The sequence below is a fragment of the Rhodococcus sp. 06-156-4 genome, from assembly GCF_002259345.1.
Lineage (GTDB): Bacteria > Actinomycetota > Actinomycetes > Mycobacteriales > Mycobacteriaceae > Rhodococcoides > Rhodococcoides fascians_E.
Window position 1 is genome coordinate 1 of the sequence record NZ_NPGB01000036.1, and the last position, 15,420, is coordinate 15,420.

10 protein-coding genes and 1 pseudogene are annotated in these 15,420 nt (G+C 64.4%); 5 read left to right on the forward strand and 6 right to left on the reverse strand.

Going from position 1 to position 15,420, the window contains the following annotated elements; all coding sequences use genetic code 11:
- Positions 1–190, forward strand: a pseudogene (locus CH290_RS24890) (cytochrome ubiquinol oxidase subunit I); the annotation flags it as partial.
- A 15-nt stretch (positions 191–205) separates the two neighbouring features.
- Here the strand turns inward: CH290_RS24890 and CH290_RS24895 are convergent.
- Positions 206–1,507, reverse strand: a complete 1,302-nt coding sequence (locus tag CH290_RS24895; RefSeq protein WP_230621034.1) for an ATP-binding protein — start codon at positions 1,505–1,507, stop codon at positions 206–208.
- 170 nt (positions 1,508–1,677) lie between these two features.
- Here CH290_RS24895 and CH290_RS24900 point away from each other — a divergent pair, with 170 nt between their 5' ends.
- Positions 1,678–2,631, forward strand: coding sequence for a HAMP domain-containing protein (locus CH290_RS24900; RefSeq protein ID WP_019663633.1), 954 nt, complete (start codon positions 1,678–1,680; stop codon positions 2,629–2,631).
- A 9-nt stretch (positions 2,632–2,640) separates the two neighbouring features.
- Here CH290_RS24900 and CH290_RS24905 read toward each other — a convergent pair whose 3' ends face one another.
- A complete protein-coding gene (locus CH290_RS24905; RefSeq protein ID WP_019663632.1) occupies positions 2,641–3,138 on the reverse strand; it encodes a metallophosphoesterase family protein in 498 nt (165 codons plus the stop codon).
- A gap of 63 nt (positions 3,139–3,201) precedes the next feature.
- The gene (locus CH290_RS24910) at positions 3,202–6,489 is read right to left on the reverse strand and encodes an error-prone DNA polymerase (protein ID WP_052083219.1); all 3,288 of its coding nucleotides are present in this window, start codon (positions 6,487–6,489) and stop codon (positions 3,202–3,204) included.
- A gap of 171 nt (positions 6,490–6,660) precedes the next feature.
- On the opposite strand from CH290_RS24910, the gene CH290_RS24915 reads away from it, so the two are divergent.
- A complete protein-coding gene (locus CH290_RS24915; RefSeq protein WP_033189926.1) occupies positions 6,661–8,790 on the forward strand; it encodes an MMPL family transporter in 2,130 nt (709 codons plus the stop codon).
- A 122-nt stretch (positions 8,791–8,912) separates the two neighbouring features.
- Positions 8,913–10,913, forward strand: a complete 2,001-nt coding sequence (locus tag CH290_RS24920) for an SDR family oxidoreductase (protein WP_019663629.1) — start codon at positions 8,913–8,915, stop codon at positions 10,911–10,913.
- Between the two features lie 15 nt (positions 10,914–10,928).
- Here the strand turns inward: CH290_RS24920 and CH290_RS24925 are convergent, their stop codons facing one another.
- Genes CH290_RS24925 through imuA' form a run of 3 tightly spaced genes read right to left on the reverse strand, consistent with a single transcriptional unit; the run spans position 10,929 to position 13,836 of the window.
- Positions 10,929–11,438 (reverse strand): hypothetical protein, encoded by a 510-nt coding sequence (locus CH290_RS24925; protein WP_019663628.1) that lies wholly within the window; start codon positions 11,436–11,438, stop codon positions 10,929–10,931.
- Between the two features lie 27 nt (positions 11,439–11,465).
- Complete coding sequence (locus CH290_RS24930; protein WP_033189999.1) at positions 11,466–13,019, reverse strand: DNA polymerase Y family protein; 1,554 nt, start codon at positions 13,017–13,019, stop codon at positions 11,466–11,468.
- A 13-nt stretch (positions 13,020–13,032) separates the two neighbouring features.
- Positions 13,033–13,836 (reverse strand): DnaE2-dependent mutagenesis accessory factor ImuA', encoded by an 804-nt coding sequence (gene imuA' / locus CH290_RS24935; RefSeq protein ID WP_230621037.1) that lies wholly within the window; start codon positions 13,834–13,836, stop codon positions 13,033–13,035.
- Between the two features lie 343 nt (positions 13,837–14,179).
- On the opposite strand from imuA', the gene CH290_RS24940 reads away from it, so the two are divergent.
- Positions 14,180–15,400: a serine/threonine-protein kinase gene (locus CH290_RS24940; protein ID WP_019663625.1), complete on the forward strand. Its 1,221-nt coding sequence runs from the start codon at positions 14,180–14,182 to the stop codon at positions 15,398–15,400.
- Positions 15,401–15,420: the final 20 nt, after the last annotated feature.

Here is a 15,420-nt window from a genome sequence, read left to right on the forward strand (position 1 = left end):
CTTCACCGAACTGCCCCGGATCCGTTCCGAGCGTCCCGCGTTCGAACTGCACTACCCGCACATGGTCGAACGCCTCCGCGCCGAAGCCCACGTCGGACCGGGTGCCCACGGCGGACACACCACCGAAGTCCTCGAGAAGGCGCGTCGAGAACCACTGGCCACCGGCGACGATGAGCATTCGGGCGACTGAACCGGCAGCGACGAATCAAAGGTACTGCCCCGTCAATTCGGCTGCGCGCCAGCGTCCGTCGGCGATGGTGCGGAGCAGCACCTGGGTGGTCACAGCAGTTCCGTGTTCCAGCACTGCGCGTCGCACGGTTTCTCGCACATCCGCCCCGGAGACCGCAGTAGCGAAAGACCGCGCCACGGCATGGCAGTCCACAGCGTCGGCGCCGGGTATCGACGTCAGTATCCGACGCAGGATCTCGGCTGTCGCGGCGGTGTCCGGGTAGTCGATCTCGATGATCGCATCGAACCGAGCCGACCGCGTTGCCGCGGAATCGAGAGACTTCGGATCGTTGGTCGACGCGATGGTCAGAACGTCGTGGTACTGCCGGGTGCCGTCGAGGACGGTCAGAAACTCCGCCAACGGCTCGTCCCGACCCCCGCTTCCCCTCGTGCCGATGATCAGATCGAGATCCTCGAGGATGACGACGGTGCGTCCGAGATATCTGGTCTCCTCGTAGATGGACCTCAGCGCACGAGATCCAGCGAGGGCGTCGACGATGATGACGGTGGCGTCTCCCATCAGCTCCCCGGCCACGACACGGCTGACGGCACTCTTGCCCACACCGGGAGGACCGGTCAGAAGCACTCCTCGGCTGGTGCCGAGGCCGAGCTGACGCATCAGGTCGGCGCGAGTGGTCACTGCAGCGATATTGGTGTCCAGTTCGTTCCACACTTCGGCTGGCAACACCAGATTCGAGCGGTCCTGACGGGGAAGGTCGACGATCGACAGGCCGAGCACAGGTGTCGCGGTCGCCTGAAGAACACGCCCTCGGAAAAAGTTTCGAGGACCGCGCGCCGCGGTCATCGTCTGCGCGAGCAGTACCCTGCCCGCCTCGGCGTCGACCGTGCGGGTGTAGATACGAAGCTCGAATTCGTCGTTCATGAACGACGCTTCCCTCAGGCACACCACGACGTCGATCGGTGCGAACGAGCCACCGACGAAGAACACGGCAAGTTCCTTGGGCAGCGAGATCGACGTGCCGTCGATTTCCGTTCGCTCCCACGTCGGAGGACACGAATCCTCTGCGGGACCTACCGGAGGGTTCCATGTCGACATCGCGTCCGCGAGGATCGCAGCCACTGCCGGACGCGTGGAGACCGTGAGGAGTTCGGTGGCGCAGACGACGTCGTCGCTCGACACTCCCAGTGAGGTCGAGACGAATGCGTCTGCTGTGGTGGCCGTACGCGAGGCGCCGAGGAGCAGGTTCGCTATCGCGGCGACGGTGCGACGGACGGATTCCGGTTCACCGGACAGGCTTTCGTGCACTTCTGATGCCATGTGGGAGTCACGATTCTTTCACCACGCCGAGTACGTGGACTACTCCGCATGCGCGAAGATCGCCAGAGTACTACATCGACAACACGGTCGCCCAACGCATTTCCACGCGTCACCGACCGAGTAATCCCGTTTCTCAGAACGCTCTCAGCAGTCACGGTCATACTCGTCCAGTGATCCCCCGCGCAGCCCATCGCCCCACAGCGTTGACGCTGCACGGCCGCATCCGTGTCCTCACGATCAGTGTTGCGGCTCTCGCCGTCGCGGTCAGTGCGCTCGCCATCTACGTCGTCGCGGACCAGGCTCTTCGTGATCAGCTCGGTGACCGAGTGTCTCGCAACGCCAAAGCACTCATCACCGGAGCACAGTTGGGCGTCCCGCCGAACGCGTACGGTTTCGGCGTCAGCAGCCCCGATGGCCCCGCGATCAAGGTAGCTCTGGTCTCGTCGACCGGGGAACTCGTCACGTTCAACACCGAGTCCAAGCCGTTCACGAACTCGGCGGGTGTGCTCGACTCCCAGGAGCAGGCAGTCGTCGACGGGACGGCGCCTGATTCCCTCCGCGAGGTGCGCGGATACATGGTCGCGGCCGAGCGGACGACCACCGGCGAAACCGTCATGGTCGCCGAGTCGCTCGAGTCCAACGATCCACTGCTGGGGAAGCTGACGCTCGCTCTCGTGATGATCGGAGCATTCCTGGTCGCCCTGGCCGGAATCGCCGGTTCGGCGGTGGCTCGAACAGGGCTGAGACCGGTCAAACGTCTGCGCAACGCCACCGAGCAGGTGGCGCGCACCGGCGACTTGGAACCCATCGTCGTCAGCGGAGACGACGAACTCGCATCGCTGGCCACCAGCTACAACGAGATGCTCGCCGCGCTCACCGTCTCCGGCCGCCGGCAGAACAAGCTCGTCACCGACGCCGGCGAGGAGTTGATGGAACCGTTGCAGACGCTGCGAGCGAAGATCGACACCGTGATGGCGCTGGACTCGGACGACCCGCCCGCACTGTCCCCCGAGGAGCAGGACGAGCTTCGCGCGGGTGTCATGACCGACATGGACGTGATCATCCGACTGGTCCACGATCTGGTCGATCAGGCCCGCGTCCAGTCGGAGGCGTCGCACTCCTGATCGACGCCACTACCGTTCGATTCGATGCAGGCGAACGTTTCCGAGCGTCGAATCCTCGATGTCGGCGGTCATGAACGTACAAAACGGTTGCCGACGGCGGTCGGTGGGAGATCCTGGATTGAGCAGGCGCAGCCCGTTGTCGGCCGTGGTGTCCCACGGAATGTGACTGTGCCCGAACACGAGTACATCCGTGTCGGGATAGGCCGCCGCCATGCGTTTCTCACGTCCGGTGGCCTGACCTGTCTCGTGGACGACGGTGAGTCGGACGCCGTCGAGTGCGACGTCTGCCCGCTCGGGCATGCGTGCGCGTAAGTCTTCGCCGTCGTTGTTCCCCCAGCATGCGATCAACCGTGTCGACGCGGCCTGCAGCGCGTCGAACAGGTCGACCTCGACCCAGTCGCCGGCGTGGACGACGACATCCGCATCTCGGACGGCATCCCAGACTTGCTGGGGCAGTGCCCTCGCCCGCTTCGGCACATGAGTGTCTGCCAGCAACAGAAGTTTCACGTGCTCCAGTGTGCACGCTCGGCTGTCGCGGGCGGGGAATCCGGATCGGACGATGCGCGGGGTTCACCGGAAATCCCTCGACTTGGATTGCACCCGCAGATCCAGCAGTTGCAGATGATCCGCCACCACGGTGGCGGCCCCTTCGGCGTTCTGCACCTTGCCTCGGATCAGCAATGCAGGAGCGGTGAGCGCAAGCTTTCGATACTTCGCCCACAGTCCGACCGAACACACGACATTGACCATTCCCGTCTCGTCCTCCAGATTGACGAACGTGACTCCGCCCGCTGTCGCAGGCCGTTGACGATGCGTCACCGCTCCCCCGACGAGCACCCGGTCCCCATCGGGAATCGCCAACAGCCGATGCGCCGGAACCACCCCGAGGCGGTCGAGTCGATCTCGAAAGAACTGAGTGGGATACGAATTCGGTGATACCCCCGTTGCCCATACGTCCGCGGACGCCAGATCGAGATCGCTCATACCGGGAAGCACGGGCGCGTGGGTCGACGCCCCGAGACCGGGAAGCAGATGCGGCCGCTCCCCTGCCGCAGCGCCGGCAGCCCACAACGCTTGGCGACGAGTGGTCCCGAAACAGCCGAGAGCGCCTGCTGTCGCCAACGATTCGGCCTGGGCGGTGGACAGCTCCACACGTCCGGTCAGATCGAGGAACGAGGTGTACGGGCCCCCCAGTACCCGAGCTTCGACGATCTTCTCCGCGAGCGCCTGACCGATGTGACGAACATCGGCCAGACCCATACGAATCTCGAGTCCACCACCGCACAAGTCCGCGTACCAGGAGCTGGCGTTGACATCCGGTCCGTGCACCTGCACACCGTGACGCCGTGCATCGGCGACCAACGACTGCGGGGAGTAGAAGCCCATCGGCTGTGCCCGCAGCAGTCCCGCGCAGAACGCTGCCGGATGGTGCAGTTTGAACCACGACGAATAGAACACGAGCGATGCAAAACTCTGCGAATGACTCTCGGGAAAACCGAAGTTGGCGAAGGCGGACAGTTTCTCGTAGATACGATCGGCCGCATCCCCGACGATTCCGTGCAGCTCACGCATACCGTCGTAGAACTTTCCGCGCAGTTCGTTCATGCGCTCCGGGGACCGTTTGGAACCCATGGCTCGGCGGAGTTGATCGGCATCCGCAGCGCTGAAACCCGCGACATCGATCGCCATCTGCATGAGCTGTTCCTGGAACAGCGGAACTCCGAGCGTCCGATCCAGAGCCTTCTTCAACGACGGATGATCGAACGTGACCGGTTCGAGCCCGTTGCGGCGCTTGATGTACGGGTGAACGGATCCACCCTGAATGGGCCCCGGCCTGATCAGTGCCACTTCCACGACCAAGTCGTAGAACTCACTCGGCTTCAGGCGAGGCAACGTCGCCATCTGCGCGCGCGACTCCACCTGGAACACGCCGATCGAATCCGCTCGCTGCAGCATGTCGTAGACAGCCTTCTCGCTCAGATCGATCTCCGCGAGGTCGATCCGGATGCCTTTGTGCTCGTCGATCAGATCGATCATGTAATGCAGGGCCGACAACATCCCGAGTCCCAGCATGTCGAACTTGACCAAACCCACCGCAGCGCAATCGTCCTTGTCCCACTGGAGAACACTGCGGTCGGCCATCGTCGCCCACTCCACCGGACACACGTCCGCAATGGGGCGATCGCAGATCACCATGCCGCCCGAGTGAATACCGAGATGACGCGGAAACCCTTCGATCTGCCGCGCCAGATCCAGTACCGGAGCAGGTATGTCGCTTCCCTCCTGGTCACCGATGTTGGACCAACGGGTGACCTGCTTGCTCCACGCATCCTGTTGCCCCTGAGAGAATCCCAACGCGCGAGCCATGTCACGCACCGAGGATTTACCTCGATAGGTGATCACGTTCGCGACCTGCGCGGCATACGTGCGCCCGTACTTGGAGTAGACGTGCTGAATAGCTTCCTCACGCCTGTCCGATTCGATGTCGACGTCGATATCGGGTGGACCGTCCCGCTCGGGCGCGAGGAATCGCTCGAAGAGCAGCTTGTTGGCAACAGGGTCCACGTTGGTGATGCCGATGGCATAACAGACGGCGGAGTTCGCTGCCGAACCCCGCCCCTGGCACAGAATGTCGTTGTCCTTGCAGAATTTCACGATGTCGTGGACGACGAGAAAGTACCCGGGAAAACCCAACCGCTCGATGATGTCCAGTTCGTACTCGATCTGAGCGTGCGCCGCAGGATGTTCCGTCGGCGAGCCGTACCTGAGGCGCGCACCACGCAGCGCGAGATCACGCAGGTGACTGATCTCGGTATGTCCGGGAGGCACATCGAACGGCGGAAGCTTCGGCGCGATCAAGTGAAGATCGAACGCACACTCACGACCGAGCCGGGCTGCGGCGTCGACCACGCCGGGATGATGTCGGAACAGCGCAGCCATCTCCGCACCGGACCGAAGATGGGTACCACCGGTCGGTGCGAGCCATCCCGATGCCTCGTCCAAGCTGCTTCTGGCGCGCACCGCAGCCATCGCCATGGCAAGACGGCGGTTCTCCGGCGTCGCGTAATGGGCCGCAGTCGTGGCGATCACCGGAAGGCGGAAGCGGGCGGCGGCGTCGAACAGCGCGTCGTTGCGCTCGTCGTCCTCCGGCAATCCGTGATGAGTGAGCTCGACGGTGACACGGTCGGCGCCGAATCTGTCGACCAGGTCCCGGACGGCAGCATCCATCGCGTCCCGCCCGCCGTCGCGCAGGGCACGCCGCACGTGCCCCTTTCTGCACCCGGTGAGGATCTGCCAATGCCCACCCGCGGCATCGGACAACGCGTCGAAGTCGTACCGAGGCTTTCCCTTGACGCCACCGGCCAGATGCGCCGCCGCGATCTCCCTCGACAGTCTGCGATACCCCTCCTGACCGCGAGCGAGCACGAGAAGATGCGTACCGTCCGGGTCGAGCTCACCTGCCCGCGACTTGTCCGTTCCCAGCGACAGTTCGGCACCGAAGACAGTCCCCACACCCAGCGCCTTGGCGGCCTCGGCGAACCTCACGACCCCGTAGAGACCGTCGTGATCGGTGAGGGCGATCGACTCCAGCCCGAGCCTCGCGGCCTCCTCCACCATCGTTTCCGGCTGGCTCGCCCCGTCGAGGAAACTGAACGCGGAATGCGCATGCAACTCCGCATACGGAGTTCCTGTCACGGGTGCCGAAGTGACCGACCCTTCGTACGCCGCACGTTTACGCGACCAGGCAGGACTGTCCCCGCCGTCGCCGACGATCTCGGGCTTGTCCGGCCGCGCAGGACGCCCCGACAGCACCCGCTCCATCTCCGACCACGTCGGTGGACCATCGTTCCAGCCCATGACCATCCCCTCGTTCATCGAGAACTCGAACAGCACGGTCGAACAGAGGGGGAGACACCGTTCGAACGTGTGTTCTATTAGAGCGCACGGCACCGACAGAAATCAACGTGTCGTCTCCAGCCACTAGGCTCGCTCTGCGATCGCATGTAACTAGAGAGCTGGAGTGAGAACGTGACACGTTGGGCTTCGTTCGTCGTTTCCCGTAAACGCTGGGTGCTCACCATCGCCATCGTGGCGGTGGCCCTCAGCGGGGTATGGGGAATCGGCGTGTTCTCCAAGCTCAGCGAAGGCGGCTTCATCGACCCGGGAAGCGAGGCCGCCGAAGTCAGCACACTCGTCGCCGGCCTCGGGCAACCGACACCGGACATCGTCGCCATCTACACCGCACCCGAAGGCAAGACGATCGACGACATCGCACCCGATGTCACAGCCGTGCTCGACGAGTTCCAGAACGAATACTCTGTCGAGAACGTCACGTCCTATTGGACGGCGAACGCCGCAGCCAAGCAGTTCCTCCTGTCCAACGACGGCACCAAGGCGCTCGCGACCGTCACCCTCGGCCCCAAGTCAGGCGTCACGTTCTCGACGTTCGGCGACCTGCCGCCGAAACTCGTCGTCCCCGGCGTGACTTCGCAGTTCGCCGGCGGATCGGTGGTAGGAGTGTCCTTCAGCACCACGCTGCAGAGCGACCTCGTGCGATCCGAGGCGATCGCGATCCCCATCACCCTGGTGCTGTTGATCTTCATCTTCGGCGGCGTGGTCGCGGCCGCGGTGCCGGTGTTCGTGGGCATCCTCAGCGTCATCAGCGCACTGGCAATTCTGCGGGCGCTGACGGTGGTCACCGAAGTCAGCTCGTTCTCCATCAACGTCGCCTCACTTCTCGGGCTCGGCCTCGCCATCGACTACGGACTGTTCATCGTCAGTAGATTTCGAGAGGAGATGCGCGCAGGCGTCGACCCGCAGAACTCCGCAGTTCGCACCGTGCTGACCGCAGGCCGAACCATCGTCTTCTCGGGGCTGCTGCTGATCTGCGCATTCGCGGGAATGCTCGTGTTTCCGCAACCGGTCGTCAAATCGCTCGGATTCGGGGCCATGGCCGCCGTCGCCAGCGCGGCAATCCTGTCGCTGACGGCTGTTCCTGCCCTGCTCGCGATACTCGGTCATCGCATCAACTCGCTCACCTGGAGCCGTAGCGCATCCGACCGCGGCGACGCGCGCGCACAGAAGTTCTGGGGAGCCGTCGTCACCCGGGTGATGCGCACTCCCGGAATCGTCGCTGTAGTCATCGTCGCCGCACTGCTCGTGCTCTCAGCGCCGATTCTCAAGGTCACGCTGGGAGAAGTCGACTACACCGCACTGCCTCAGAACGATCAGGCTCGCGTCGCCGTCGAGACACTGAACTCCGAATTCCCGACCACGGGCGAAGGTGCCACCGTAGTTCTCCGCGGCACCGACGGGCAGAAACCCCAGGGCGCCCCGATCGCAGACATCACCCGCCAAGCAGAAGCCGTCGACGGAATTGCCCGGGTCCAGTTCACCGGGTCCGCGGACGACTTCGTCGTCGTCCAAGCAACATTCAGCGAACCCAGTGAAGGCAAGAGCGAAGTCGAATCGACCAGTGACGCCGTCGCTTCCCTGCGACAGATGACACCGCCGGAGGGAACCGAGATCCTCGTCGGAGGCTCGAGAGCTCTCGTCGACGACGGCAACGCAGCGATCGCCAAGTGGCTGCCGGCGATGATCGCGATCATGGTCGTCTCGACGCTCATCCTGTTGTTCCTCGCCTTCGGCTCGATCGTTCTCCCCATCAAAGCGGTCCTGATGGCAGGGCTGAGCCTCGGAGCCACCTTCGGTGTGTTGACCTGGGTCTTCCAGGAAGGACACGGCGCCGAACTGCTCGGCGTCACCCCGGCACCACTCGAAGCGACATTCGTCGTCCTCATCCTCGCCGTCGTCTTCGGCCTGTCCACCGACTACGAGGTCTTCCTGATGTCCCGAATGGTAGAAGCAAGAGCCGGCGGCGCCACGACGGAAGAAGCAGTGACCGTCGGCGCACAACGGACAGGACGCATCGTCACCGCCGCCGCCCTCATCCTCATCGTCGTAACCGGCGCATTCACCATCTCCGATCTGTCGATCATGAGATTCCTCGGCGTCGGAATGATCCTCGCCTTGATCGTCGACGCCACCATCATCAGAATGCTGCTCGTCCCGTCACTGGTGAAACTGATGGGCGAAGTCAACTGGTGGGCGCCTGCATGGATGAAGAAAGTGCACGAAAAAGTCGGTATCGGTCACTGACCTCGCCGCATCCCTGTCTTCGTGGACCGAACGTGACGTTCGGTCACCTCTAGTGACCCAATGTGACGTTCGGTCCGAAATCAAGGGTGGCCGAGGAACTTACTATCAAGTAAGTTCGAGGGATGGCGAAGTACATCGTTACCGGCGGTACGGGTTTTCTCGGGCAGAATGTGCTGCCCCTGATACTGGAGCGCGATTCGGCTGCGGAGGTGCATGTTCTGGTTCGGCAACAGTCGGTTGCCAAGCTCGAACAGCAGGTCGCCGGGCTGCCCGGTGACGACAGGGTTCATCCGCTCGTGGGAGACCTCACCGAACCGGGGCTCGGGGTGAAGGAGGTGCCGTCGGATGTCGATCACATCGTTCATCTCGGCGCGGTGTACGACCTGACCGCCGGTGATGAGCAGTCCGGGGCGAATGTGGACGGCACCCGAGCCGTGGTCGATCTGGCGGTGGCGACGGGGGCGAGGTTGCACCACGTGTCGTCGATCGCAATTGCCGGTGACCATGTGGGGACGTTCACCGAGAACGATTTCGACAAGGGCCAGGGATTCCCGACGGCGTATCACCGGACCAAGTTCGAGGCGGAGGCGATCGTCCGCGATTCGGCTACCGATTGGCGCGTGTACAGGCCGTCCGCGGTTGTCGGCCATTCCGAGACCGGCGCGATCGACAAGATCGACGGGCCGTACTTCTTCTTTCCGTTCTTCGCCGAACTTGCCAAGTTACCGTCGATCCTGCCTGTCACGGTGCCTGATATCGGTGCGACCAATCTGGTACCGGTGGACTACGTTGCCACTGCCATCGTCGATCTGATCGTGCGGAATCCTCTGGGTCAGAGGGTGTTCCATCTCGTCAACCCCGAGCCTCAGTCGATGGTCGAGGTGTATTCCGCGTTCGGCGCGGCCGCGGGTTCGAAGGCCAAGGTCGTGGGGATACCGGGGGCGGTTGCTGCTCCTGTCGTCTCGCCGCGGACGAGGGTGGTCAAGAACGGTCGCGACGCCGTGCTCACACGGTTCGGTGTTCCACCCGTCATGCTCGATCATCTGACGCTTCCGACGGTGTTCACGTCCACTGCCACCCAGACTGCGCTGAACGGACTCGTTCCGCCGCCGTTGAAGTCCTATGCAGACAAACTGTGGACGCACTGGCAGCGCAACCTCGACCCGGACCGCGCGCGCAAGCAGGATCCACGCGGACCGCTGGTCGGCCGTCACATCGTCATCACCGGGGGTTCCTCTGGAATCGGACAGGCGAGCGCCGTGTCCGCAGCGCGCAAGGGCGCAACGGTTCTTCTGCTGGCGCGCGGCGCCGAGCAGCTGGAAAGCGTTGTTGCGGACATCCGTTCCTCCGGCGGGGACGCGTACGGGTATCCCTGCGACGTCACGGACACCGAGTCGGTGGAGCAGACGGTCAAGGCCATTCTCGGTGAGCACGGGCACGTGGACATGCTCGTCAACAACGCCGGGCGATCCATCCGGCGTTCGCTCTACCGATCGACGGACAGACTGCACGATTACGAAAGAACGATGGCCGTCAACTACTTCGGTGCCGTCCGACTCGTGTTGGCGCTACTTCCGCACATGCGTGAGCGCCGCTTCGGCCATGTCGTGAACGTCAGTAGCGCGGCAGTGCAGGGCCACACACCACGTTTCTCCGCGTACGTGGCGAGCAAGGCCGCTCTCGACGCGTTCTCCGACGTGGCTGCAGCCGAAACTCTGTCCGACGGAATAACGTTCACGACCATCCATATGCCGCTCGTTGCGACGCCGATGATCACACCCACCGGCGACAAGAACGTCGGCCCGGTGGTGTCACCGGAGAAAGCCGCGGCAATGGTGATCAGGGCGTTGACCGACAGGCCGAAGCGCATCGACACTCCACTCGGCACTCTCGGTCAGTTCGGCAGCATCTTCACGCCGAAGGGCAAGGACCGGACGATGCATCAGTTCTACCGGCGGTTCCCCGATTCGGCTGCGGCCAAAGGCGAAGTGACGGAAGACCAGGGCGAATCTCAGCCGATCCCTGTACCTCCGACCTCGACCTACGACGCGTCCAGCGCATCGGCGCGGGTCGGCAAGCTGGCGAGGCGACTCGGAAGGCTGGTTCCCGGAGCCAACTGGTGACGAGACCGGTGCCGATCACCTGCGTATCGAGCGCACCAGCACCGAACCGAAGCCGGCGGTCAGATACCCCAGAGATCCCAGCGCCAGAGTCCATTTGGCGATACTGACGGCCGAGGTGGCTCGCACGACCGAATCGGTGATGTGATCGGGCCGATCCAGCAGGTGCAGGCCGACGATGTTCTCGACGTAATCTCCTGCTGCCGAGAGGACAGGAGCGAGCGCAAGCACACGTGCGGTGGCGGGCGGTATCGGCGTCAGTTCACCCAACCGCTCGGCACCGGCACGAAGCGCGACGGCGTAGATCGCAGGGTGGACGAAATCCGGGTAGTAGTGGCTTCGAAAACGCGCGGTCTCTCGAGAGTCCATCTTCTCGAGAATCTCTCGATATCGTCGTGCCGACCACGCCGTCTGCACTTCGAGGACGCGGGGCCCGGCCGGACCGAGCAGCCGAACGATATTCGCTTGCGAGACAACGAAAAGCGCTGCACTGGCGATCAAGGGAACATCTCGCTTCGACAGTCTCATGCACTGATGGTAGATCCTCACCGCGGATCATTCGTAGATACCTTCCACTCGCCACCCGTCGTCGCCGTAGAGAAGCAGCAGGGCACGGGTTTCTTCGACCAGCACTTGAACGCGCGCGCCCTGTGTACCCACGGTGGGATCCCACCAGCGTTCGTCGATCGGCCATGGTCCGGCCCATCCTCGTAGTGGCCACGCCTTGCTCCCCCACCGCAGTGTGGCCGGGCGGGTGTCGAAACTTCCGCGCATGCCGACGTGCACGTCGTTGCCATTCGCGTCCTCCAGCGTCACCCGAGGAGACGTGTCCATCACTGCTGCCGGTGCGGGCGCCGGGAGCCGGCCGGGCCAGGGAGCAGCAGGATCCGACAGGGGCACCAACTCGTCGCCCAGACTGCGCAGAGTCACCCGGTCGCCGGGGCCACGCCCCCCGCTCAGCACGCCGATCTTCACCGAGTCGCCGCCGAGAAGTCCCTGCACACGGACAAGGGCGCGTCTGGCGCGTTCCTCCTCGTCGCCGACGCTTCCCCAGAGGCCGAGTTGGAGCTCACCGGCTGCGACCACCTCGACCGGTTCCAATCGCAGCATCGTGATGCCCGACGTCGGTTTGGCGACGCTACGCCCGGTGAGCCAGCCGTCGAGTTGCCACCGCACGCGGTCTGCGGTTCCTTCCGGGGTCAGAGGCTCGGCGCATCGCCATGTTCGCGAGAGGTTCTCGCCGTTGCCGGTGGATGCATGGACGAGCAGTCGAGTACAGGCAACGGCAGCGGCCGCCAACTTCGTGTGCAGTTTCTCCGCCATCCCCCTGCCCGCGAAGGCCGCTGCATCCACGCGATCGATCGGCGGATCGCACTGGTACTCCACGTTCAGGTCCGGTGGCAGGGCGCGAGCCGACGGTGGACGCTCCGCCTCACCCCTCGCGCTCCGATGGGCGAGCACGGCGTCGGTCCCGAAACGGGACGCCACATCACCGGGAGTGAGGGCCGCGAAATCACCGATGGTGCGCAGACCCAGACGTCGTAGGAGATCGATCAGCTCTTCCCTGTCCGCCGCGGCCAGACTGGGTTCTGCCGCCAGTTCCGACACCGGCAGCGGGGCGAGATAACGAGCCCCGCCGCCCCGGGGAACGATCACGGCATGCCTGGCTGCGATGACCGCCGTCGACAACTCGTCGGCGATCCCTATCTGACATTCGACGCCGGCCGCGGCCGCCTGATCTATCAACCGCTCGGCTGCGTTGTGCTCGGATCCGAAGTACCTGCTGACACCTCGGGCACCGAGGATCAGCAACCCCGGCCGCAGTACCTCCACACCCGGCGCAACCATGTCGACGGCTGCGGCGACCGGCTCGAACATCCGGCCGTCGCGATCCGAATCAGCAGTCACCACATGCACATCGGGACAGCGAGCCTGGGCCTCACGTTTGCGTAGACCCCGCCGTACACCGTGTGCGCGGGCAGGTGCCGAACATGCGATCACACGATTGGCGGACACCACCGCCACCGGGCTGGTCGCCGGAAGATCGGCGACGGCAGCAGCCGCGACCGCGGGCCAGTCCGGGCACCACAGCGCCAGCACCCGGCTCATGCCTGTTCCCATTTCATGCCAGCACCGCCACTCTGTCGGCACCGACGGCCGCAATGGACGGGACCTCGAACCACTCGACGCGGCCGCGCTCGGAACGTAGGTCGAATCGAGTGGAACGAGTGCGCATCGCCTTCCCCTGCGCGCGCACTTCCAACCGGAGACCACGAAGCCGCCCGCGGCCTGCACCGTCTCCGGTTCCGACACCGTCGACGCCGGCCACGGACGCATCGAGCCGCAGATCCACCCCGTCCCAGTGCCCGTCCGTCACCAGAAGCGACGCACCCTTGCTTCGAGCGCGTGCAACGACGGCACGTGCTCGCGACGGCGGCACCGACCTACCACCGAGACCGAGCACGACCAGGTCCACTCCGTCGAGCAGGATCGCGGCCACTTCCACCGGGTCCTCTCCCGGATCGGGAACCATGGCCAGTCTGTGCAACTGCGCTCCCATCTCGGACGCTGCGAGCAACCCGAAGCGCGGTTGACCGACCACTGCCACGTGACCGCCTGCAGCCGTGACCGACGCAACCATGCCGAGCATCAGAGAACCCGCGCCGGACACTGCGGTCACCGACCCTCGAACCAGGCCTCCGTGAGGGAGGACAGCCGCAAGCGCCTCCGGGACACTCAACACCTCTTTTGCAGGTGCGCGTGTGCTTTTCTGCTGTTCGAGGCGGTTGTCGGGCGCCGATGGCTCGGCCGACACAGGGGCACTCGACCGTGGAACCGAGGGACGGGCGACCGAGCGTGTTTCGCCCTTGGACGGCACAGCGGCCATGCGTCGCCGAAGATGTTCCACCCTCTCCGGCAACGACATGCTCTCCAGCGCAACACCGCCGTCACGAGCAACACTGCCGTCACGAGCAACACTGCCGTCACGAGCAACACTGCCGTCACGAGCAACTCTGTTGTCGCGGGAGATACCGTGCCGAGAGTCGGCGGAAACAGACATGCTTACCTCCCCATGGTGATGGAATCGTGGAACTCGGCCCTCTTCCGAAGACGATGGGGAAGTCCCGCCTTCGAACAGACTTTCGAACACCCCCAAGTTAAGCCGTTCCGGCGACCTCCGTCAAGGCAGCGACGAACCGGCTGGTGACGGCCGGGGCGGCGCGTCACGCCGGACGTCGCGGGCAGCGATGCTCACTGTCAACTAACCTGTGGGCGTGACCGAGCAGCAACGCACCGCACGGGTCGTCGGACCCGATTATCTCCTCGCCGGCAGATACCGCCTCGCCTACAAGCTCGGCGGTGGCGGAATGGGTGCCGTGTGGCTTGCGCAGGACACGCTGATGGGAAGAAAAGTTGCCGTCAAACAGGTCACCTCGACGATCGACCTGAGCGAGAAGGCCGCGCGCGAAGTCCGTAATCGCGCCATGCGTGAGGGACGGATCGCCGCGCGGCTGTCCAGCCCACATGCCATCGCCATGCACGACGTCGCGATCGAGGACGGAGAACCGTGGCTCGTCATGGAGTACATGCCGTCACGGTCGCTGGCGCAGGCACTGAACATCGCCGAGACGCTGCCACCGTACGAGGTAGCGCAGGTGGGCGCCCAGGTTGCCGACGCGCTCACCGAGGCACACGAGGCAGGTATCGTCCACCGCGACATCAAACCGGGCAACATCCTCATCGCCGACCGTGGCCGGACGCTCGGGATCGTCAAGATCAGCGACTTCGGGATCTCGCGTGCGAAAGGTGATGTGGAGGAGTCGGATTCGAGCGTCATCACCGGAACTCCCGCCTACTTCGCTCCCGAGGTCGCACGCGGACAGGATCCGACCGAGGCAAGCGACGTCTTCTCCCTCGGCGCGACGCTGTACACCGCGATCGAGGGCAGACCGCCGTTCGACATCGACGAGGACTCCATCGCACTGCTGCACCGAGTCGCTCGCGGCCAGATCATCTCGCCCAGCAGATCAGGAGATCTCACCCCGGCGTTGCTGCACATGCTCGAGCCGGACCCGTCTCGCAGGCCGACCATGGCACAGGCCAGAGACGAGATCATCCGGAGCGCGGTCAGCAGCAAAGGATCCATTGCGTCGCTTCGCGGTGTTCCACTCACCACATCGGACGGCGTCGTTCCGGGATGGGCACACCGATCCACGCCCGTCGCGGAAACCCGCCGCCCGTCACGCGAATTCGGCAACACTGTCGCAGGGCTTCCCGCAGTGCGCTCGACCGGGCTCTCGGACACCACACCCAAGCCCTACGCCCCGCCCCCGTTCGACGTGCCCAAGAAGAAGAATCCGTTGGACAAGGTGCTCGATGCAGTCGACGACGCCGTGGGAGACAAGGTCGACATCCCGCCTGCGGTGATTCTGGGCGTGGGAGTGGCTGTCGTCCTACTGATGGTGGTGCTGCTGATCGTCCTCCTCTGAATCTCCGTCCAGGAATCGGA

Excerpts from the sequence above, each read along its gene's own strand:
- CH290_RS24895 (WP_230621034.1), bottom strand. The coding sequence starts at position 1,507 with ATGGCATCAGAAGTGCACGAAAGCCTGTCCGGTGAACCGGAATCCGTC.
- CH290_RS24910 (WP_052083219.1), bottom strand. The coding sequence starts at position 6,489 with ATGGGCTGGAACGATGGTCCACCGACGTGGTCGGAGATGGAGCGGGTG.
- CH290_RS24920 (WP_019663629.1), top strand. The coding sequence starts at position 8,913 with ATGGCGAAGTACATCGTTACCGGCGGTACGGGTTTTCTCGGGCAGAAT.
- CH290_RS24925 (WP_019663628.1), bottom strand. The coding sequence starts at position 11,438 with ATGAGACTGTCGAAGCGAGATGTTCCCTTGATCGCCAGTGCAGCGCTT.
- CH290_RS24930 (WP_033189999.1), bottom strand. The coding sequence starts at position 13,019 with ATGAGCCGGGTGCTGGCGCTGTGGTGCCCGGACTGGCCCGCGGTCGCG.
- imuA' (WP_230621037.1), bottom strand. The coding sequence starts at position 13,836 with ATGTCGTTGCCGGAGAGGGTGGAACATCTTCGGCGACGCATGGCCGCT.